The organism is Pusillimonas caeni (assembly GCF_003545815.1).
Taxonomy (GTDB): domain Bacteria; phylum Pseudomonadota; class Gammaproteobacteria; order Burkholderiales; family Burkholderiaceae_B; genus Pusillimonas; species Pusillimonas caeni.
The window spans coordinates 102,753-124,040 of the sequence record NZ_PDUW01000003.1; the positions used below are offsets into that span (position 1 = coordinate 102,753).

At 55.7% G+C, this 21,288-nt stretch carries 18 protein-coding genes; 14 read left to right on the forward strand and 4 right to left on the reverse strand.

Annotated features, from left to right (window positions below):
• Positions 1-19 precede the first annotated feature (19 nt).
• The 8 genes from CSC67_RS07650 to CSC67_RS07685 all read left to right on the forward strand — a co-directional run bounded on the left by CSC67_RS07650 (position 20) and on the right by CSC67_RS07685 (position 11,745).
• Positions 20-1,267 carry a TolC family protein gene (locus CSC67_RS07650; RefSeq protein ID WP_118994335.1) on the forward strand — a complete coding sequence of 416 codons (1,248 nt, stop codon included), beginning with the start codon at positions 20-22 and terminating at the stop codon, positions 1,265-1,267.
• A complete protein-coding gene (locus CSC67_RS07655; RefSeq protein WP_118993934.1) occupies positions 1,264-2,496 on the forward strand; it encodes an efflux RND transporter periplasmic adaptor subunit in 1,233 nt (410 codons plus the stop codon). The genes CSC67_RS07650 and CSC67_RS07655 overlap by 4 nt, the downstream gene beginning before the upstream one ends.
• 10 nt (positions 2,497-2,506) lie before the next feature.
• The gene (locus CSC67_RS07660; RefSeq protein ID WP_118993935.1) at positions 2,507-5,647 is read left to right on the forward strand and encodes an efflux RND transporter permease subunit; all 3,141 of its coding nucleotides are present in this window, start codon (positions 2,507-2,509) and stop codon (positions 5,645-5,647) included.
• 960 nt (positions 5,648-6,607) lie between these two features.
• Positions 6,608-7,741: a glycosyltransferase gene (locus tag CSC67_RS07665; RefSeq protein WP_118993936.1), complete on the forward strand. Its 1,134-nt coding sequence runs from the start codon at positions 6,608-6,610 to the stop codon at positions 7,739-7,741.
• A 160-nt stretch (positions 7,742-7,901) separates the two neighbouring features.
• Positions 7,902-8,171 carry a metal-sensing transcriptional repressor gene (locus tag CSC67_RS07670; RefSeq protein WP_118993937.1) on the forward strand — a complete coding sequence of 90 codons (270 nt, stop codon included), beginning with the start codon at positions 7,902-7,904 and terminating at the stop codon, positions 8,169-8,171.
• A 267-nt stretch (positions 8,172-8,438) separates the two neighbouring features.
• The gene (locus tag CSC67_RS07675; protein ID WP_118993938.1) at positions 8,439-9,749 is read left to right on the forward strand and encodes an MFS transporter; all 1,311 of its coding nucleotides are present in this window, start codon (positions 8,439-8,441) and stop codon (positions 9,747-9,749) included.
• A 539-nt stretch (positions 9,750-10,288) separates the two neighbouring features.
• Entirely contained in the window at positions 10,289-11,020 is a 732-nt protein-coding gene (locus CSC67_RS07680; protein ID WP_209304293.1) for a HupE/UreJ family protein, read from the forward strand.
• Positions 11,021-11,031: 11 nt separating this feature from the next.
• Positions 11,032-11,745 carry a transmembrane anchor protein gene (locus CSC67_RS07685; RefSeq protein ID WP_118993939.1) on the forward strand — a complete coding sequence of 238 codons (714 nt, stop codon included), beginning with the start codon at positions 11,032-11,034 and terminating at the stop codon, positions 11,743-11,745.
• Between the two features lie 105 nt (positions 11,746-11,850).
• Here CSC67_RS07685 and CSC67_RS07690 read toward each other — a convergent pair whose 3' ends face one another.
• Positions 11,851-12,861: a glycosyltransferase family 2 protein gene (locus CSC67_RS07690; RefSeq protein ID WP_118993940.1), complete on the reverse strand. Its 1,011-nt coding sequence runs from the start codon at positions 12,859-12,861 to the stop codon at positions 11,851-11,853.
• A 255-nt stretch (positions 12,862-13,116) separates the two neighbouring features.
• Here CSC67_RS07690 and CSC67_RS07695 point away from each other — a divergent pair, with 255 nt between their 5' ends.
• The 5 genes from CSC67_RS07695 (at position 13,117) to CSC67_RS07715 (ending at position 18,303) form a co-directional block, all read left to right on the forward strand.
• Positions 13,117-13,773, forward strand: a complete 657-nt coding sequence (locus CSC67_RS07695) for a response regulator transcription factor (RefSeq protein ID WP_118993941.1) — start codon at positions 13,117-13,119, stop codon at positions 13,771-13,773.
• Entirely contained in the window at positions 13,770-15,164 is a 1,395-nt protein-coding gene (locus CSC67_RS07700) for an ATP-binding protein (RefSeq protein ID WP_118993942.1), read from the forward strand. Before CSC67_RS07695 ends, CSC67_RS07700 begins: the two co-directional genes overlap by 4 nt.
• Positions 15,165-15,957: 793 nt before the next feature.
• A complete protein-coding gene (locus tag CSC67_RS07705) occupies positions 15,958-16,479 on the forward strand; it encodes a JAB domain-containing protein (RefSeq protein WP_118993943.1) in 522 nt (173 codons plus the stop codon).
• Positions 16,480-16,746: 267 nt separating this feature from the next.
• A complete protein-coding gene (locus CSC67_RS07710; protein WP_118993944.1) occupies positions 16,747-17,163 on the forward strand; it encodes an antirestriction protein in 417 nt (138 codons plus the stop codon).
• A gap of 306 nt (positions 17,164-17,469) precedes the next feature.
• Positions 17,470-18,303: an N-6 DNA methylase gene (locus CSC67_RS07715; RefSeq protein WP_118993945.1), complete on the forward strand. Its 834-nt coding sequence runs from the start codon at positions 17,470-17,472 to the stop codon at positions 18,301-18,303.
• Positions 18,304-18,394: 91 nt separating this feature from the next.
• Here CSC67_RS07715 and CSC67_RS21210 read toward each other — a convergent pair whose 3' ends face one another.
• The 3 genes from CSC67_RS21210 to CSC67_RS21215 all read right to left on the reverse strand — a co-directional run bounded on the left by CSC67_RS21210 (position 18,395) and on the right by CSC67_RS21215 (position 19,902).
• Positions 18,395-18,727 carry a hypothetical protein gene (locus CSC67_RS21210; RefSeq protein WP_135227442.1) on the reverse strand — a complete coding sequence of 111 codons (333 nt, stop codon included), beginning with the start codon at positions 18,725-18,727 and terminating at the stop codon, positions 18,395-18,397.
• A gap of 290 nt (positions 18,728-19,017) precedes the next feature.
• Positions 19,018-19,611 carry a hypothetical protein gene (locus CSC67_RS07725; protein WP_118993947.1) on the reverse strand — a complete coding sequence of 198 codons (594 nt, stop codon included), beginning with the start codon at positions 19,609-19,611 and terminating at the stop codon, positions 19,018-19,020.
• Between the two features lie 24 nt (positions 19,612-19,635).
• Positions 19,636-19,902, reverse strand: coding sequence for a hypothetical protein (locus CSC67_RS21215; protein WP_135227443.1), 267 nt, complete (start codon positions 19,900-19,902; stop codon positions 19,636-19,638).
• A 417-nt stretch (positions 19,903-20,319) separates the two neighbouring features.
• Between CSC67_RS21215 and CSC67_RS07730 the strand changes: the two genes are divergently transcribed.
• Positions 20,320-21,279 carry an IS110 family transposase gene (locus CSC67_RS07730; RefSeq protein WP_118993948.1) on the forward strand — a complete coding sequence of 320 codons (960 nt, stop codon included), beginning with the start codon at positions 20,320-20,322 and terminating at the stop codon, positions 21,277-21,279.
• The last annotated feature ends 9 nt before the right edge of the window (positions 21,280-21,288 follow it).

The window sequence follows — 21,288 nt, forward strand, 5'->3', positions numbered from 1 at the left end:
TATTGGGGCGAGGATTTTCATGAAAGTATTTCATTTAGTGGTGTGGGGCTTCGCCGGCCTATGCGGCACGGCTGTCGCCCAAGATACGAATTCCCTGCGGCTGGAAGAGGCGGTCACGCGTGCACTGTCCGCTAATCCTGCCATCGCGGTACAAACGGCCGAGCTTCAAGCTGTTCGAGCCCGTGCGGATCGCGAGAGCTTGCCAACGCCCTATGTCGTAGGCGGCGAAGTAACAAATTTCGCCGGTACAGGCAGCCTGCGCGGCATGAGTGCTGCGGAAACGACCTTGAGCATCGGCCGGGTCATTGAGCTCGGCGGCAAGCGCGAAGCTCGTGAGGCGCTCGGCAGGGCCGAAATCAAAGAGCAAAGGCACCGGACCGATACGGTACGGATTGATTTGACAAGTCTCACCTCGACGCGCTTTATCAAAGTGTTGGCCAAGCAGCAGGAACTAAAATACGCCGAGGAACGCATTCGGCTGGCCGGCCAAACGCGCCAAGAGGTCGCGGCTAGAGTGGCGTCGGCCCGTAGCCCGAAATCGGACCTCCAGGCTGCTGAAATTGCTCTGGCCGAAGCAGAACTGGATCGCAAGAATGCGATGCAGGAACTTGCCAGTGCCAGAATGGCGTTGGCCGCGAGTTGGGGTGCATCGGCGCCCGACTTCGACACTGTCGCGGGCGATCTGTATTCTTTGCCGCCAGTAGAACCGTTCGAGACACTGGCAGCCCGTCTGTCCATGACCCCCGAACTGCAGGCCGCACGATTGCAAACCGAGACGCTTGCCGCACGCGGCCGCGTTGCCCGGGCCAGTGCCAAACCCGATATTGAAGTCAACCTTGGGGTGCGCCGCCTGGAGGCATACCGTGACCATGCTCTGATGCTGTCGGTCTCGATCCCCCTTGGCAGTGGCACGCGCTCGGGATATGCGGTTGCCGAAGCCAACGCGAAGCTCGCTGCAAATTGGGCGCGCCGCAATGCCGACCGTTTGGAGCGTCATCAGGATTTATTCGAGCGCTACCAAGAACTGATGCAGACGCGCACAGAAGTCGAGTCCCTGCGCAAGAACATGATCCCCGAAGCTGAAGGTGCGCTGGCCGCCACTCGCCGCGGTTTCGAGGCTGGTCGTTTCCCTTTCATTTCACTTGCACAAGCGCAGAGGACATTGTTTGACTTGCGCGAGCGCGCGGGCAAAGCAGCCGGCCGCTATCACCTTTTGCTGGTTGAGGTCGAGCGCCTCACCGCCACCGTTGAGGACCTGACCCCATGAGACGCTTGTTTTCCCTATTTCTTCTCGGCCTGCTGATGTTGGCCGCTTGCAGCCCGGCCGAAAATCGTGTCGATGACGCAGTTGGTGTGCAAGCGAATGAAGACTACGAGCGCGGTCCGCACAATGGCCGGTTGCTGCGTGATGGCAGCTTCGCGCTGGAGGTCACCATCTATGAGACTAATTCGCCTCCGCACTATCGGTTGTATGCCTATCGTGATGGTAACCCGATCGCGCCTGACGAGGTTGTCGCTACGGTTGAGCTTACCCGCCTGGACGGGGAAGTGAACCAATTCACATTCGCGTCCGAGAACGACTATCTGGTAGGCAGTGGGGAAGTGACCGAGCCGCATTCGTTCGATGTCAAAGTGAGTGTTCAGCATGGGAACAGTACGTCTACCTGGTCATACGAATCATACGAAGGGCGTGTCACCATCCCGGCCGCTATTGCAGAAGATGCCGGCATCAAGGTCGAGCCGGTGGGGCCGGCCGTCATCCGCAATGTGGTGAACCTGATGGGCGCCATCGAGTTGGATGCCAACCGCCATGCGGCTGTCAGGGCCCGTTTCCCCGGCATCGTGCGGTCCGTGAGTGTACAGCAGGGCGAACGAGTCCAGCGTGGCCAGACGCTGGCGATAGTCGAAAGTAACGAAAGCCTGCGTTCTTACTCCATTGTTGCACCGTTTGATAGCGTGGTACTGGCTCGCAACACCAACGTCGGCGACGTGGCCGACGCAGGTGTTCTGTTCGAGTTGGCCGACCTGTCGAAGGTATGGGTTGATCTGCGTGCCATCGGTACCGACGCTGACATCCTGAAGACAGGGCAGTCAGTGCTCATTCGCTCGGCCACAGGCACGGGCAAAGCCGAAGCGACGATCGAGAGTCTGTTGCCGGTGGCTGGCGCCGGCCAGAGTGTCATTGCTCGTGCCAGCATTCCAAATCCGGAAGGCCGCTGGCGCCCCGGCACGACCGTCGCGGCCGAGGTAACGGTAGGCTTGCGTGAAGTGCCGCTGGCGGTGAAAGAATCTGGCTTGCAGCGTTTTCGGGACTTTACCGTGGTTTTCGCACAGGTCGGCGAGACCTACGAAGTTCGCATGCTTGAACTCGGCGACCGTGACGGCGAGCGCGCCGAAGTATTGGGTGGAATCAAACCCGGCACGCGCTATGTGACTGAGCAGAGTTTCCTAATTCGCCAGGACATAGAAAAATCCGGCGCAAGCCACGATCACTAAGGACGCGAACATGCTTGAGCGTATCATTCGCGCGTCCATCGCGCACCGCTGGTTCGTCCTTATCTCAGTACTGGCTCTGTCGGCGCTGGGTATCTGGAACTACAATCGTCTGCCGATCGATGCGGTACCGGACATCACCAACGTCCAGGTACAGATCAATACCGAGGCGCCCGGCTATTCGCCATTGGAAGCTGAGCAGCGCGTGACCTTTCCTATCGAGACCGCGCTCGCCGGGCTCGCCAGGCTGGACTACACGCGTTCGGTTTCGCGCTACGGACTTTCGCAAGTGACCGTGGTGTTCGAAGACGGAACCGACATCTACTTCGCCCGGCAGCAAGTCGCTGAACGCTTGCAGCAAGCGACTTCGCAGATTCCGGCCGGTTTGAATCCGACGCTCGGTCCGGTGGCGACCGGCCTGGGCGAAATCTTCATGTATACGCTGGAGCCCGAGCCGGGCTATGAGGACAAATGGACGCCGACCGAGTTACGCACCCTGCAAGACTGGGTGGTGCGGCCGCAGCTTCGAAATCTGCCTGGCGTGACCGAGATCAACACCATTGGTGGTTACGAACGCCAGTTTCACATTACGCCTGACCCGGCCAAGCTGTTAGCTTACGGACTCACTATGAGCGACCTGCTCAGTGCCGTCGAGCGCAACAACGCCAACGTCGGTGCGGGCTATATCGAGCGTTTTGGCGAACAATATCTGATTCGGGTTCCAGGTCAGGTGGCCGATCTTGAAGGGCTGCGCCAGATTGTGGTGGCGACTCATGAAGGCCTGCCGCTACGCGTCGGCGACGTTGCCGACGTAATCGAGGGAAGTAGCCTGCGGACAGGCGCTGCGACCAAGGATGGCGAAGAAGTCGTACTGGGTACGGTATTCATGTTGATCGGCGAGAATAGCCGCGACGTTGCTCAGCGTGCAGCGCAGCGATTGCAGGAGATCGATGCCACGCTACCGGAAGGCGTGCGCGCGCAGGCGGTCTACGATCGGACTGATCTGGTCGAGCGCAGCATCGCCACCGTACAAAAAAACCTTGTGGAAGGGGCGCTGTTGGTCATAGCAGTGCTGTTCCTGCTGCTGGGAAATATCCGAGCCGCACTGATCACCGCCGCCGTGATACCTCTTACCATGCTGCTGACCATCACGGGCATGGTGCAGAACAAGGTCTCCGCCAACCTGATGAGTTTGGGCGCATTGGATTTCGGCCTGATCGTCGATGGCGCCGTGATCATCGTAGAGAACAGCCTGCGCCGCTTCAGCGAACGACAGCGCGAGCTCGGCCGGCTGCTGACCCGCGATGAGCGTTTCGACCTGGCGGCCAAAGCCGGTGCGGAAGTTATCAAGCCCGCACTATTCGGAATGCTCATTATCACGATTGTTTATCTTCCGATCTTCGCGCTGTCGGGCGTGGAGGGGAAGATGTTCCACCCGATGGCACTGACCGTGGTAATAGCACTGACCGCAGCCATGGCTTTGTCGCTGACCTTCGTGCCTGCAGCAATTGCCATGATCATCACAGGAAAGGTGGCCGAGAAGGAAACCAGAGTAATGCGCGGTATTAGCCGCGTTTATGCCCCGTTGCTCAAGCAGGCAATCCGGCTGCGCTTCATTGTGGTCGCAGTGGCGGTAGTGCTGGTGGCCCTTTCGGCCTTGCTTGCGACACGCCTGGGCACTGAATTCATTCCAGATCTGGACGAGGGCGATATTGCCCTGCATGCCCTGCGCATCCCTGGTACGAACGTTACTCAGGCGATCGGCATGCAGCGTCAACTCGAAGATCGGCTCAAAGCATTTCCAGAGGTGGCAGAGGTGTTTTCTAAAATCGGCACGGCCGAGGTTGCCACCGATCCTATGCCGCCTTCGGTGGCTGATACCTTCATCATGCTAAAGGACCGTGCCGACTGGCCCGATCCGCGCAAGCCCAAAGTGGATCTGCTCGCAGAAATGGAAGAGGCGGTCAGCGTTATTCCTGGCAGCAAGTACGAGTTCCTGCAGCCAGTGCAGATGCGCATGAACGAATTGCTGGCCGGCGTTCGAGCTGAGGTGGCGGTGAAGGTTTTTGGCGACGATATGGAGCAACTGGCCGCGGTCGGAGCGCAGATTGCAGATCTGACCAAGAGCATCCCCGGCGCAGCAGACGTGTCGGTCGAGCAGGTTACGGGTCTGCCGCTCATGACGATAAAACCGAACCTCGAGGCCTTGGCCCGTTATGGAATCGCGATCGGCGATCTTCAGCAGACGGTGTCGATCGCTTTAGGCGGCGCGGTCGCCGGACAGATATTTGAAGGCGACCGCCGCTTCGACATCGTAGTGCGGCTGCCCGAATCGCAGCGCCAAGACCCCAAAGCGTTGGCGTCGTTGCCGATTCCGGTGCCGGCCGGCATTGCCGCCGGCATGGGTCAGGCGGCCTACGTGTCGCTAGGCCAACTCGCGTCCATCGAGGTGTCGCCTGGACCCAACCAGATCAGCCGAGAGAACGGCAAGCGTCGGGTAGTGATTACCAGCAATGTACGGGGACGTGACCTGGGTTCTTTTGTGGATGAAATACGCGAACAGGTAGACCGGCAAATTGAACTTCCCGAGGGCTATTGGGTCGAATATGGCGGTACCTTCGAGCAACTCATCTCAGCGGGGCAGCGCCTGTCAGTAGTGGTGCCCGTGGTACTGATTCTGATCTTCTGCCTGCTGTTCATGGCGTTCGGTTCGGGCCGGGATGCAGCGATCATTTTCAGCGGCGTGCCCCTAGCCCTGACAGGGGGAGTCGCCGCCTTGTGGTTGCGTGATATTCCGCTTTCGATCTCGGCTGGCGTGGGTTTCATCGCGCTGTCCGGCGTGGCGGTGCTCAATGGACTGGTAATGGTCAGCTTCATCCGCAAACTGCTCCACGATGGCCTGCCACTGCAAGATGCCGTCGTCAACGGAGCTATGACGCGATTGCGCCCGGTCTTGATGACCGCCTTGGTCGCGAGTCTTGGCTTCATACCTATGGCTCTGAACGTCGGCACAGGCGCAGAAGTACAGCGGCCTCTAGCCACTGTGGTCATCGGCGGAATCATCTCGTCGACGCTGCTTACGCTATTGGTGCTGCCGGCGCTGTATCGTCTCTTTCATCGAAACTCTGAACGCGAAGAGGCAGGGGCAGCATAACCGAGGCGTAGGTTCGCTCTGGCTCCGGTTCTGTCAGTACAAGCAGCAGCCGGAGCCCGCCCTGCGCAGGCATGAAATCCATGAACGAGAAGCCTTTTAAAGGAGTGTCAGGCTTGTATCTCATCTCCAGATGTGGGGCGGCCACAGTACTGCTTGTATTGTCAAAGACCTCGGCAGTCGGCTTGCACGATTCAAGCCTGTGCGTAAAAACCTCATCCCGTCCGACAGGACAGGGCACTTTGTAGGCATCGACAATGCGATTGCCGTGCCTCATACACATGCTTCCCTTTTCGCTTCGCCGATGTCTCTGAGAACTGCCGTTTCGTTATGGTTGCTTGCAGCGATGCTAGTGGGGGCACTGACCGGTGCTTGGCAAGCCGCTTGGGTCACACATGAAGCAGAGCACGCCGGAAATACTGAACTGACAGTTGTGCAATCGAACATCGTTGGCAACGCCCATTCCGGAGATCAGCTACCGGACGCCCAGCATGAGCTGTTGCACGAGATAATGGATCATCATTCCACCGCCATAACGTCTGATACGACAGTGCTTTATTCGCCATCACATTCCCCAATCCCTGTGGCTTTCGATACTCGCGTTCGCACAGTAGCCATCGCGCCATTATTGCGGCCTCCGCGCACGACTTTTCTAGCTTAGTCCATTAAGCAGCAGTGCTTATTGCGTGGCTGTCCTTAGATTCCCAGCGAACAATCGGCAGCATCCATACGCCTGGCTATATCCACGCGTGATGGTGACGCGGTGTTGCTTCCCATATGCGTCAACTGGATGTACGTGTTCCGTTCCTGCTTTTGAAGCAGAGTTCCGGAGTTGTTCGCGCCGCGCTTCAAGACACTGCATTTCTATGGCGGGGAAGGCGCTCATTCTTGTTATGTCTCACCCTGTCATTGTCGATTTGATACCGGCGCCCAACAAGGGCTCTGGGTCGAGGCGCGAAGACAATGAAGATTCTTTATACAAATTTCCACAATAGTCCCGATATTAATGGCCATGTTACGTACATCAGTACGTTGCTGAAAAACTTAAATGGAAGGCATGCTCTATATGTTGCTACTCCAGCTGAAAGCGCCTTATACAGAATTGCTCAAGAAATTGCGGGCACACGAGTGTTTGCAATGCCTTTTCGTTCCAGCATTCACCGAATTCCCCGATATGCAAAAAAGCTGCGGGCCATACTAAAACAAGAGCAAATTGATGTTGTTCACGTGAACGGGTCTACTGACCATAAGGTTGCCCTGGCGGCAAGTAAATTCCTGAAAAATAGGCCAAAAATAATCTTTACAAAACACAATGACGTGCCTATTAAATTCATTGGCTCTTTGCTAAGGGCAAGGCTGGGTACTGACGCGATAATTGCGGTTTGCACACATGTAAAGCACATGCTCAAAGACAGCCAATATAAAGAGATACCTCTATACACCATACCCAATGGTGTTGATACAAGCTACTTTACCCCCGCTTCCGAGGCTGAGATAAAAGAATGCAGGAAAAGAATTTTCGGAGATGCATTTGCACATAAATTTGTCGTTGGCAGCAATGCCGGCACAAGCGATTATAAAAATTGGATGGATATGATTCGGGCCGTCGCCAAACTCGATCCAATGAAACGAAATATGTTTCATGTAGCCGTCGCAGGAGCCCCCATAAAGGACGAGCAGTTGCGAGAAATTGAAAGCTTGTCCATGACAGAAAATTTCACCTATGTTGGGATGCTCGATGACGTCCGGTGCTTTAACCAGGCCATAGATATAGGTTATGTGCTCTCTTCCCGGGTAGAAACCATTTCTTTTGCGTGCAGAGAAATGATGGCTTGCGGGAAGCCCGTCATTGTTACCGACTACTCTGGGTTGCCTGAGAACATAAGTGATAGGAAAGATGGCTGGATAGTGCCCATTCGCTCCCCCGAAGTGGTCTCAAAAATTCTGGCTGGAATTACAGACCAAGAATTCGACTTAAGGGCAATGGGCAAAGAGGCAAGGGAAAAAGCCAGCCAGCATTTCGGAGTGGAGAAATTTGTAGAAGAAACAGAAAGGGCATATACGGCTACAACCGCTACGACGCCATTTACTCTTTAGGATCATCATGCCTTTTGCGTGCCTGCGCCAAAACTTGCTTACTACAGCCTGGTTCCCTAAACTGTTGTCTCGATATCGACTATTGTCCAATAGCGCCGCTGTTTATGCTGATATGCGTCCCCCTTAGAGGCGTCCGCCAGTAGAGACAAAAATTTTCGACATGCATACACATCAGACTTATCCCGCGATCATCAAGCGCCTGCGCCGCGCGGCGGGGCATCTCAATAGCGTCATACAGATGATCGAGGATGGTCGTCCTTGCCTAGAGCTCGCGCAACAACTCCAGGCCGTAGAGAAAGCCGTTCAGAAAGCCAAGAAGACACTGATCCAGGATCATCTGGATCACTGCTTGGACGAAGTCGTTGGCCCGTTGGCACGCGATCAGCGTGAAGCCATGGCGGAGTTCAAGGAAATCACCCGGTACTTATAAAACGTCATTGCGAAGTGGCCGAACTACCGTTCCCGAGAGTTCCATCAGAAGCCTTCCAGTCGTTCGTCTCACACACTACTGAAAAAAGGCGATTTATCTCCTCTTAATCATGGAGGTTCGCGCCTTGAGATAGTTGCTGGCACGCCATTTCAAATCATTTGCGATATCCCCCCAGGGAGGATATTATTTGTACGTGAATCGGCTCGGAGTATGTTTGTCTGGGCGAAAGCGGAGCCCCGCCCAATTCTTTAGATTTAGAGTGATTCGATGCTTGCCGTCCTGAAAAATCGCACCTATCGCCATTTGTTCGCTGCGCAGGTGATAGCGCTTGTGGGAACCGGCTTGATGACCGTCGCGCTTGGCTTGCTGGCGTACGAACTGGCAGGGGCGGATGCCGGGGCGGTTCTTGGTACAGCGCTGGCCATCAAGATGATGGCCTACGTCGGAATCGCCCCGATTGCTCAGGCATTCGCCGAGCGCTTGCCCCGTCGATCACTGCTAGTTGCCCTTGACCTGATTCGGGCGGCAGTAGCCATCTGCCTGCCTTTCGTTACCGAAGTGTGGCAGATCTATCTACTGATCTTCGTGTTGCAAGCGGCTTCCGCGGCATTTACGCCGACCTTCCAGGCGACGATCCCCGACATCCTGCCTGATGAAGAGGAATATACCAATGCGCTGTCTCTGTCCCGATTGGCTTATGACCTTGAAAGCCTGATTTCCCCGATGCTGGCGGCGGCGCTTTTAACCGTCATCAGCTTTCACAACCTGTTTGTCGGCACGGTTTTTGGCTTCCTTGTTTCCGCTGCGCTGGTGGTCAGCGTCACGCTACCTGCGACTTTGCCTGGGCCAGGCCGAAGCATCTGGGAACGCACCACACGGGGCGTTCGCATTTACCTCGCCACGCCACGGCTTCGAGGCCTGTTGGCGATCAGCCTTGCTGTATCGGCAGCGGGCGCAATGGTGATCGTCAATACAGTGGTCATCGTGAAGGCACGCTTTGGCTTAGGCGAAGCGGAAGTTGCCTGGGCGCTGGCGGCATTCGGAGGCGGCTCGATGATCGCCGCGTTTGCGCTGCCCGGCTTACTCAGCAAACTCGCGGACCGGCCGATTATGGTCACTGGCGCGGCGGTATTGGTTATAGGTACTGCCATTGGGGCATTGATTCCGTCTTATGCTCTATTGCTGCCGCTTTGGCTCGTGATTGGTATTGGCTATAGCGCGGCACAAACGCCTTCGGGCCGTCTGCTTCGCCGCTCAGCTCATGCAGAGGATAGACCCGCGATATTTGCCGCGCAGTTTGCACTGTCGCATGCCTGCTGGCTCATCTGCTACCCTTTGGCGGGACGCTTCGGCGCTGCCTTTGGGTTGCAGTCGACCTTTATTGTCATGTCGTTGATCGGTCTTGCCGGCGTAATATTGGCATTGAGGCTATGGCCGGCCGGCGACCCATCCGACGTTGCCCACGATCACCCAGATCTGCCACCTGAGCATCCACACATGCGCGAGTATGCCAGCCGCGACAGACACTATCATCTTCTGATCGTCGACGACCTGCATCACAGATGGCCGCGATTATAAGAGCGTCGGCTCGGCAACCCAAACATGCCGACTGTATGCGCGCGACATATGAAACGCTTGCGCTCTTCTCACTAAGCATATGCGATAGATTTCATGCAATACTGGCTTAGCCGAACATCGGTTCGTGTCATTACCCTGGTTGTCGTAATACTGAGTCTCATGGCGATTTCAGCCAGAGCGATATCGAGTTCGCATGACCCTTTCGCGTTGGCACTCGCAGAAATGCAACGACATGTCGATTTGCCCTTGACTGCATCCGATCACGGGCATACCCATGCGCTCGGCCTCGAAGAAGAAAGGCAAGCAGGTCATCTGCATGGGCATAACTCCTTCGACCACACCCACGAAGTACAGAACCTTCCGCCGGAAATTTCGCAGTCACTCGGATCGCTATCCCGGGTATGGCGTCCTGCACCTTATCCTCCCGCTCCGCAGGCTCGCAACTTCCGCATCGATCGGCCTCCGAAAATCGCTCATTCATCCTAAGAAAAGGGGCTGATACAGTAGCCCCTCCCTATTGTTGAGATTTTGGAGCATTCATGTTTAGACCCTTTCGTTGGGGTCGCTTGAGCTCGCCTGATTCCAGGCGGCAAGTGGCCTCGTTTTGCCTTGTTCTAGTAACCCTTCTGCTGTTTACCAGTACGGCCTTCGCACATGCGGTGGCCGAAGGGGACAAGGGCTACATCCAGGAAATCACTGGAGTCAATTTACTGCCCTTCATCTATCTTGGCGCCAAACACATGGTGACGGGATACGATCACATTCTGTTTTTACTTGGTGTGATCTTCTTCTTGTATCGGATGAAGCATATTGGCCTTTATGTGAGTCTCTTTGCTGTTGGCCATTCGACGACGATGTTGCTTGGAGTTTATTTCAACATTGGAATAAATAGCTTCATCATCGATGCCATCATCGGTCTATCAGTCGTCTACAAGGCACTCGATAACATGGGTGCCTATCAGCGCTGGTTGGGTTTTCAACCCAACACCAAGGCGGCCACGCTGATCTTCGGTTTCTTCCATGGGTTTGGCCTGTCGACCAAAATCATCGAGTACGAAATATCGCCCGATGGCCTGGTTCCAAACCTTCTTGCTTTCAACGTCGGCGTTGAAATCGGACAGTTGATGGCGCTTGGGGTGATTCTTATTGCGATGAGCTATTGGCGGCGCACAGAAAGTTTTTGGCGCCATGCCTACACAGCTAATGTCGTCATGATGAGCGCGGGCTTTGTCCTGATGGGCTATCAAATTACTGGTTACTTTGTTTCGTAAAAGGATTCGCTATGTATAACGCAGACCTACCTACACGTGCCGAATTGCCGACCTCCCGGCAACTGAGGCGATCCACCATTATTGCTGCGGCTTCCGCCGTGCTCATTCTTTTGACCGTTGTTCTGCCGTCTGAGTATGCTTTCGACCCCACCGGCATTGGGCGCGTACTGGGGTTCACCCAGATGGGAGAAATTAAGACGCAGCTTGCCGCCGAGGCTGCTGCTGATGCGGCTGCCGATAAAGCAACCATTTCCCAGCCCCAGATTGCACAGCAAGTGGACAATATCGCGGCTGGCGGGGCTGACGAGGCCGGTACACTTGTTCGGCCGTCTGAGGCATCCGTTTCCAATGCCGAACAGGTGGCCGCTGCCCCGACGAGTGCTTCAACTTCATCGGCAGCTGCTCAGGACGCGCGGAATGATGAAATAAGTATTACTTTGAAACCAGGACAGGGGGCCGAAGTCAAACTGAGTATGCTTGCTGGAGCTAAGGCCAGCTTTTCGTGGACGGCCAACGGTGCGGTAGTCAATTACGATACCCATGGCGATGGCGGTGGCCAGTCCATATCGTACGAAAAGGGCCGCGGAGTGGCCGATGACGAGGGAACGCTCGAAGCGGCGTTCGACGGCAACCATGGCTGGTTTTGGCGAAACCGGACCCAGAAGGACGTCACCGTGACACTGCGCACAAGTGGCGACTACGCTGAACTGAAACGTATGATCTAGACCCTGTGCATTGAGTGAAAAACTGCGGCCCCCCAAACCATCAGATATGATTTGGAGGGCCGCTAGCAGGTTTCGAAAGTGGCGGAATGCGATGTGCCGCGGACGTCAGGTTATCTGGTGGTTTAGCGATTTTGTCGAATTTGCATTTATTGAAGCTTGGTGATAATAACTGAGCACATACTGTGGACGTTGTTTGACCTCAACATAGAGACGGCCAATATACTCGCCCATAACCCCTGCGGCTATGAGTTGAAGTCCGCCTAACAACAGCATCGTAATGATGAGCGTGGGGAATCCTTGCACCGGATCACCCACGATGATCGCTTTCAGCAGAAAATAAAAAGCATACAGGAATGCACTTATTGCACTAATTAAGCCCGTGTACATAGCCAGCTTCAGCGGGGCGGTAGAGAATGAGGTGATTCCGTCCAGCGCATAGTTCCACAACCCCCAGTACTGCCACTTGGTCCTGCCGGCGTGGCGCGCATGACGGTCGTAATCAAGGGTCACTTGCTCAAAACCGATCCAGGCAAACATGCCTTTCATGAAGCGACAGCGCTCGGGCAATGAGTTAAGTGCCGTGACTGCTCTTCGGCTCAGAAGACGAAAATCGCCAACATCGTGCGCAATAGGCACGTCGCTGATACGGTTGATCACCCTATAGAAGGCATGCGATGTAGCCTTCTTTAATAAGGTTTCTCCGTCGCGTTGCCGTCGACGCATGTTCACGACTTCTGCGCCCGCTTGCCATGCTTGAAACATATGAACAATTTGTTCGGGAGGATCTTGCAGATCTGCGTCAATGATTACGACAGCATCGCCGCGCGCCAACTCCAGGCCGGCGCTTATCGCGCGTTCCTTGCCGAAGTTGCGCGTTAACCGCGCCACGCCCACCCTTGAATCGCCTTGACGGAGCGCCTCGAGAATTTGTGGCGTGTCATCCGTGCTGCCGTCGTCGACAAACAGCACTTCGTTCTCGCTGGGCAGATCGGCAAGAGCACGAGCCAGTCGGCGATAGAATAGGGGCAGTACGTCCCGTTCGTTATACACCGGGATGACAATGCTAAGCGTGCAGAATTCAGGCAAAGGCGTGCAGGAAGAGCGGTTTTTCGACATACGGACAGCCTACAGAAACCTGGGATTGTTATTCCGACTCGTCTGATGAGCCAAGGATCACACTCAGTTCTTCGAAGAACTGCTGGCCGCACCTATATATGTTGTTACAGTGTACAAAGGTCAAAATGAAGAAATGGTTAAGAGCCGCAATGGAGGAGGAAAGCGTCTCTTTCGGTTTTGGCTGACGGTGCTACAGTAACTACCGTTCGATGGAGTCCGCGTACTGCTGGTAAATAATTTATATCTTGACGAGCGATGAAGCTTCTCCTTATCGAAGACGATATTCCCATTGGCACCTCACTCCAGCGGGTCCTGCGCAGCGCAGGCTATAACGTGGTGTGGCTGCGCCACGCGAGCGATGCGAAGAAGTTCCTCGCCAGCTACTCCTTTGATCTCTTGTTATTGGATATCATGCTGCCAGGTGAGTCGGGCCTTGACCTGCTGGGGTGGGTGCGTGCCCGCGGCGATGCAACGCCCGTGATTATGCTGACGGCGCGAGATTCGATCAATGATCGTGTGGCAGGCCTGGATGGCGGCGCTGACGACTATGTGCCTAAACCATTCGCTATCGAGGAATTGCTTTCCCGGATTCGCGCTCTCTTGCGCAGGCAATGCAAGCAGCTGACCGCTTCGTGGCAGGTCGGTCCGCTTTCCATCGATACGGCGCGAAGAAAGGTGGCTGTTGACGGCGTGGAGATCAAGCTTACAGCGCGTGAGTATGACATTTTGCTGGCGCTTGCGTTGGATGCGGGCAAGGTGCTTACTCGCGCTCAGATAGAGCGTTCCGCCTCGCTGCTTGAGGGCGCCGACAGCAACGCCATCGATGTCCACATCTACAACCTGCGAAGCAAAATTGGCAGCCATCTCATAGGCACCGTGCGTGGCGTGGGCTATGTGCTAGAGAATGCATGAGCATGAAATATCCATCGCTTCTACGGCGCCTGATATTGTCGCAGGCCGTCGCAATGGCGGCGGCGTGCTTGCTGGTATTTTTCTGGCTTCTTTTTCACTGGTTTGAATTTGAAAAAGGCGACCTTGATCGCAGAATGTTCTACTTCGCAAATACGCTGGCTGAGGCCGCCAGCGTAACGCCGCACAACTCCCAAGAGCTTGTGCGACGCGTCAAGGTGGCTGAGAAGTTGTTCATCGATAGCCAAGAGCTCGTAACGCATGGGGCAGCCAAAAGCTATGCGCCCCTATACCAGGTTTGGGACAAATCAGGCCTGTTGCTATATGAAACCGGGGGAGCCCCTGATCATCCCATGGCGGGGGAGGAGGGGGTTTTTATGGAGAGGAGATGGGCCGGCCGTTCCTGGAGAACCGTAGCTGCCGTCAGTAGCAATTTAGCGGTAAGGGTGCATATCGCTGAGCGGAGTGACCGCCGCGTGGCCACCAGTTTGCCCATGCTGACGGACATCGGGCTTTCGCAAATGTTGATTCTTGCCTGGAGTGCTGTCGTTATGATAGGTACGGCGTATTACGGTTTTCGCCCACTCAAGGCGCTGGCCACGCAAATTGCAAAACGCCAAGCAGGAGATTTTTCATCTGTCCGCCTTACGGGGTTGTATGCCGAAACAGCGCCGATAGTAGAGGAGCTAAATGGGCTTCTGAAGCGTGAAGACACGCTTCTTAACGCCGAGCGGCGCTTCTTGGCCGATGCGGCCCATGAGTTGCGTACCCCTCTTGCCGCCATCACCACTCAGGCGCATTTGTTGATATCAGCGCAAGAGAAGGTGAATCAACGGCAGGAGGCACATAGGCTGCAGCAAAATATCGAACGCGTTTCTCATCTGCTAACTCAATTGCTTGCCATCGCCCATGTCGATGCAGAATCGGCCTTGGTATCACGAGAAACAGTTGATATCGCTAATCTGGCAAGAGAGCGATTGGCTTCGCTTTCGTCTATCGCCCGTAAACGAAGTATTAGTCTGTCTCTTGAAGCGCCCGATACGCTATTTTGGTCGGTGAACCGGGCTGGCTTCATCTCGATTCTGGATAATCTTGTCGACAATGCGATTCGATATAACTCTACAGGGCAACATGTCCAAGTCCGTATCACTGGCTCTGCTCAATCCGAATATATTGATTTGGGCGTTTTCGATGACGGGCCGGGTATCCCCCTGACAGAACGCCAACGCGTATTTGACCGTTTCTATCGCATGCCCGGCACCTGGCAGGAGGGCAGCGGTCTCGGTTTGGCAATAGTGCAAAGAATCGTGTTGTCTCACGGGGCGACGCTTGAGTTTACAGAGGGCTTATCTGAACGCGGCATTGGAATAATTGTGCGTTTCCCCCGGTATTGACTCTTTTCTTGATTTTTTGGCGAATCGGCAGGGCTCCCGCAACCTAACTCGGCGACGTTTCTTTAATGAACAGGAGTGAGGCTCGCGAGACGAGAGAGCGAGCTATGCCATTTCTACGAGATGGGCTTGACCCGCGTGAAGCAGTGGGGCCCACCGTCCAAAAGTCCATTAACCTAGAAGACGCTGTCCATCAGCATTGGATCGGGCGTCAGGATATATGAAGAAGGACATCAGGAGGATGTCCCTGGGTGCTATTGATCACCGACGTTGTCACAAAGCTCGGAAAAAGGCCAATCTGGGAAGTTCTAACGGCGATCTGCTGGACTGCCTGCATATCGTGAACCCAGTTGGGATCTTCGTATACTTGTGAAACGGGGGCCGTCTGTGTTGCGACCCCACTCAGCGTTTCGTCGGTTGGTGAGGTAAAGAACACGAGCTTGCTGGCGCTCTGGGCATTGCCCAAGGCCAATCCAGTGGAAAGAGGTTGTGATGTGTGGCCCTTTTGTAACGCAGGTCTGTGTACATGGATTCCTCTTATGCTCATGAGTCTTTAACGGTTCTGGGTTGCCCGGATATTAGTTTTACGGCTGGCTAAGCCAGTTCTTTTAGGAGCAACCTCTACTAGGAGGGCGGGTGGCGGGATCGCTGATTTGGCGAGTGTGCCACGCCGTTCTCGGGTTCAAGGGCGGCGCGTGACGCTTGCGGCTGGCGCCGTCTTCGACCCTTGAGCCCTGCGCTGCGCCGTGTCTTTGGTGGCAGCGGGCAATCCCGCCCGTCGCTTCAGGAGAGACCGATGCAGTACTCGCTATTCGAACGTTCATTCAGCAGCTGGCCCGTTGGAACCTTGCTTGTCCAAGGCGCTGCGGGCCTGGAACTCGCCAGTGTCGACCTGGTGCTGGCCGAGGCGCGCCGGCTTGCAGACTCCATCCCTAAAGGGCCTCTCTTGGATCAGCCGCGGTTGGTGCGCGAATTCCTAGAGCACAAATTGCATCTTGGCCTGGAGCACGAAGTTTTCGGATTGATACTGCTTAACAATCGCCATGAGCTCATCGAATATCAGGAGCCCTTTCGCGGCACACATAATCAAGCTTCAGTCTACCCGCGAGAGGTTGCCAAAATCGCTCTGGCCACGAACGCGTCCGCATGCGTCATCGCTCACAATCACCCCAGCGGATCGTTGGAACCCAGCCAGGCCGACCGACAGCTGACGATAGCGCTGAAGCACACGTTGGCGCTGGTCGACGTTCGACTAATAGACCACATCCTTGTCGCGGGTGGCAAAAGCCTGTCCTTCGCCGAGCGTGGTCTCCTATAGCGCACACCGTTCTGGGCTGCCGGTCTGGCAGCCTATTTGAGGCGCCATTGAAAACGGGCCGTGTTCTGGCCAACAGTATCTCCAGCCCACCTCTGTGGGCGGTCTTGCTGTCCGGTCATTGTGTCATGCAGTTCTCGGATTCAAGGGCAGCGCACCGGCGGTGCCGGCGCTTGCGGCCGCCAGCCGGCTGCGCCCCTTGAGTCCTGCGCTGCTGCATGTCTGTTCCGGACGCAGGGCAATTCCGCCCTGCAAACACGGAGCATTAACATGACAGTTGCTACAAATCCGATCGTGGTCACCGAGGTAACGGGTCCGGCCCGCATGGACTTTCTTCCCAAGCTCTTTACAGGACAAGCCTTCCTTCTGGGCGAGCATGTCGTATTTGGGTGGATGCGCCAACTATGCCAAGCGTATAACGGTGGCTATTGGCAGTATTTTGAGGCCTCCAATGGCGCGATGTTCATGGCGCCGCAGCGTGACGAAAAAATGCACCTGGCGTGGGCTCAGAACTGGTCCGACGAGCTCGTTAGCGGACAGGCGGCTGGCATCGTTGCCACGCTATTCGGGCTATGCCAACTGGTTGAGGAGTACCGCGACGAAGGTATGGTTGAGCGCTATCATCTGCTGCGTGATTTCGCTGCGACTCATCCTGAGTGGAAGTCTATCTACCGCTTAATCGACTAAGTCGACACAGGGGCCCGTTCGATGTGACGGGCCCATTTTTTTGTTTCGCCGATGGCATGGTCCAGATCGCCCCTGCTAAGAAGCGCAGCTGATCACGGCCGAAGTGCTGGCCAGCAGGATCTCCAGCCCACCACTGTGGGCGGTCTTGCTGTCCGGTCATTGTGTCATGCAGTTCTCGGATTCAAGGGCAGCGCACCGGCGGGGCCGGCGCTTGCGGCCCCCGGCCGGCTTCGCCCCTTGAGTCCTGCGCTGCTGCATGCGGAACCGGAAGCAGGGCAATTCCGCCCCTGCTAACCGGAGATCCACATGGCCACGAAGGCACAAACACGTCGCTTCAACACAACCGCGGGTTCGCACCAGATCCAGATTGTCAAACTCTTAAAAGGCATCGCGCACAAGCGCGGCATGAGCAAAGTCTTTGCAGACTGGATTGAAATGTCGGCCATCGCCTTGGCCCGACTCGACCTGACCCAACGAGATGAGCGAGAGGCTCGCTACCTGCAGATCGTCGGCCAATACGAACGTGAAGACGTTGATGCGCTTGCGCACGCCCTTTCGCACCTTGTGATGGCGTTTGAAGAATGCTTCAGCACGGCCGGAGACGTGGCGTTCGCAGACGTGCTGGGCGCACTCTATATGATGCTGGACTTGGGCAACTCGGACAGCGGGCAGTTTTTCACCCCGTATGAAGTGTCCCGTTTGATGGCGGGCATCAATATGACGGGTGCGAAAGACTTCATCCAAGCCAATGGTCTGGTGCAACTCAAGGAGCCGGCCGCAGGAGCGGGCGGCATGATCGTAGCGGCCGCTCAGGCATTGCATGAAGAGGGCCTGAACTATCAGCAATACTTGCACGCCACGGCCATAGACATCGATACGCGATGCGTGCACATGTGCTTTGTACAGCTTTCTCTGCTACACATTCCGGCCATCGTTCTCCATGGCAATGCCTTGAGCAATGAGACGTGGTCCACCTGGTACACACCGGCGCATATTCTGGGCAGGTGGGGCAGACGGCTCGAAGTCAAGCGTGCCGTCAGGCCGGCACAGTCCCTGATCGAGGCGCCGAAGGCGGCTGCAGAGCATTTGCCGCACGCACCGAGTATTCTCGCAGGCGCCGGACAGATGACCCTGTTCTAAAGGGTGGGCGCTGCCGGGCGACTGCCGGGCAGCGCAATACCAGGTCCCTCTGGGTCGGATATAAGATACTGTTTTAATGTGCAGTATTTTGCTATAGAAACGCCCGTTGCTCTCTATCCCGCCAGCCTGTATGTCCCGTTTTATTCGCTTGGACCTCGACGATACAGGGGCGTTCCTCTGCAATCGCGGGCGGCGGAAGCTGGCTCACTGCTTCTTCGTAGCCTGGCACTTTGGTCAGGATGCCGTTCGATTCGTCATGAGAGACCTTCTTGCTACTGATTACCTGGCCACGCCTTACTTTGCGCATTTCCTCGCGCAATTCCTCATGCAACTGTTTGTTTTCTTGTACGCATGGTTCATCTTTCAGGTGCTCTATGAGATTAAAGCGTATGTCATGGGCATATTGATATTTAACGTCGGCCAAGCTGAAAATAATGGAAGATGCGCGCCAATAAGCCGCGGAGCCGGCTCACGTCATGGAGCAGCCACCAGACGTCCCAGTCCCGCTTTTTTTGGTTCCTTTCTCGGATGCCGATCAACTCATCTCGGGCTAGCGCAGGCGGTTTCATGCTACTGATACTGCAAATATATGCAGTATTTTTAGCAAAAAATCGATGGCGCCGTCAGATCTGGGGTCGTCTCGGCAGTAGCCTTTGTTTAGCGGCTAAACAGAGACGGCTCAGCTCTTGGTCCGTGTATGGCCCGATCGATCATTCAGGGTCTCAGCCGAAAATAGCCGAGGATCTGCTTTTCACTTCGCAAGGCGATTTGTACATGCGAGTTCTTTGTGAACCCTGACTCCGGGTAGAGGTCGCCGCCCTCATGGAAAGCGGCGCGCACAGAATCGTAAGGCGGCAACTCCGCTACTTCGCGTAGCGTGTGCATGTAATTGATCACCGCGCAGTCAAGATGGCGCATCAATTTGTCTGGGCCGACCTTATTCTGCGGCATGGGCGTGCCGGCAATCTCAGACATGTCTTTCATCGACGTGTAGGCTGCCTTCAATTCATCCAAGGCACTTTGATCGTGAAGATTGCAGCATAGGCCCAAATCGATAATCGCACCCAGCACAAAGGGCTTTCTTATCTTGCCTTGTGTGAGTTCCGGGCGCTTGGCTGCCTCTTGGGCGAACTTCAAGGCACGCGTAGGGTTGCTCTCCCAGAAATAGATGCCGGTACCGAGCCAATCATAGTCATTGGCGCTGCTATTGAGCTTGGCCTTGCCGGCCAATATCTTTTCGCCCCAGGTCTTGTCGCAACCATGAAAGCCCAGGACGAAGCTGGGCTGCTTCTTATATGTGGTGTACATGTGCCGCGCGATGAAGTTGGGCGCTTAGCCGCCGTATTTCCTAACCAGCTTGCCCTTCAAAGTGAGAATTCCCGCGCGTCTGAGTAATTCACGGGCTTGTTCAGGGTTGTCCCGTGCGCTGTGCTTCAACTGAATGAGAACTTTGGAGACGTCGGAGTCCGTCAGGCGGCGAACCTGATTGGGCACGCCCTTGCGTGATGATGGCTCATTCTGAAGAGACAACACCCGAGCAGCAGCATTCGAATAATGCTTTGCTTTAGAGGATGAGAGCGTTTTTTTGATCTGTGTCATGTGATGTGATGACGGCCAATGAATTAGTTTCGTCAACGCAACTAGCTTAACACGATCGGTAGTCCAATTGCACTTGCAAGAGCCGCAGGCATCAGTGTTGATGTGGCTGGGTCTGTTGTGACTTCGCTGGTTCCTGCGTGTCCCTTCGGGCCGGGCTCGCGTGCTTCGCATCGAGCCTGCTGCGCAGTCTCGCCCCTACGGGCTTTGATCCCTTGTATCTTTGAGGTGCGTGTTCGGCGGTGCCGTCACGCCTGGACCTGTCAGGGTTCAGGGTTGGCCGTTAGCATGTAGCTCGTCATCCCTCGGTGCCTCTTGAGCCCGTGCGTGAGTCCTGGGCGCATGCTTGCGTCCGATTTCTGAAAGCCCGAACAGTTGCGTGAACGTCGTTCGCATTTGCAAGGAAGGGACACAGAAATCATGGCCAATCAAGTTGCAGTCGGTATCGACATTTCAAAGAGAACTATGGACGTAGCCATTGGACATGAGCAGCAGTCCACGACCGTGTTCAGTAACGATGATGCTGGACATCAAGCGCTGATTACAGCATTGAAGAACTATCAGGTCTCGCTGATCGTGATGGAAGCGACCGGCCAGTATCAATTGGCCTGTGCTTGCGCTCTCCAGGCTGCGGGGTTCGCTGTCGTCGTCATCAACCCGCGGCAGGCCCGGGACTTCGCCAAGGCCATGGGGCGATTGGCTAAAACTGACAGTGTGGATGCCAGGATGCTGGCTGAACTGGCACAGGTGCTAAATCAGCGCCCTGATCGAGATCGTTTCATCAAACCAATGCCCGACCAAGCACAACAGCAGCTGCACGCATTGGTACTTCGACGTCGGCAACTGGTGCGCTTGCTGGTAAGCGAGCGTCAGCGCAAACACATGGCACATGCGGAGGTCGTGCAGGATATTGCGGAACTGATGGATGTGCTGGCAAAACAGCTTGAGATGTTGGATCGAAGGATTGCGGAGCATCTGGTTCAATACCAGTCTGATCTGACTGCATTGCTCAAGAGTGTCAAGGGAGTCGGCCCGGCAACGGCGGCTACGCTGATTTCCGAGCTACCGGAGCTTGGCCATCTCAAGGCCAAGCAGATCTGCGCACTGGTGGGTGTCGCACCGATGAATCGGGACTCTGGCCAGGCTCGCGGTAAACGCATCATTTGTGGCGGGCGGGCCACGGTCAGGAGCGCGTTGTACATGGCTGCTATTGTCGCCATGCGCCACAACGCCGTGATACGGCGTTGTTATGAGCACCTGCTGGCGGCTGGTAAGTCAAAGAAAGTGGCCATCGTGGCTTGCATGCGTAAGCTGCTGGTCATCATGAATGCTATGGTGAAAAGCGGACGACCATGGAGTGACCAGTCGGCACAGGCCTGAAAATAGTGG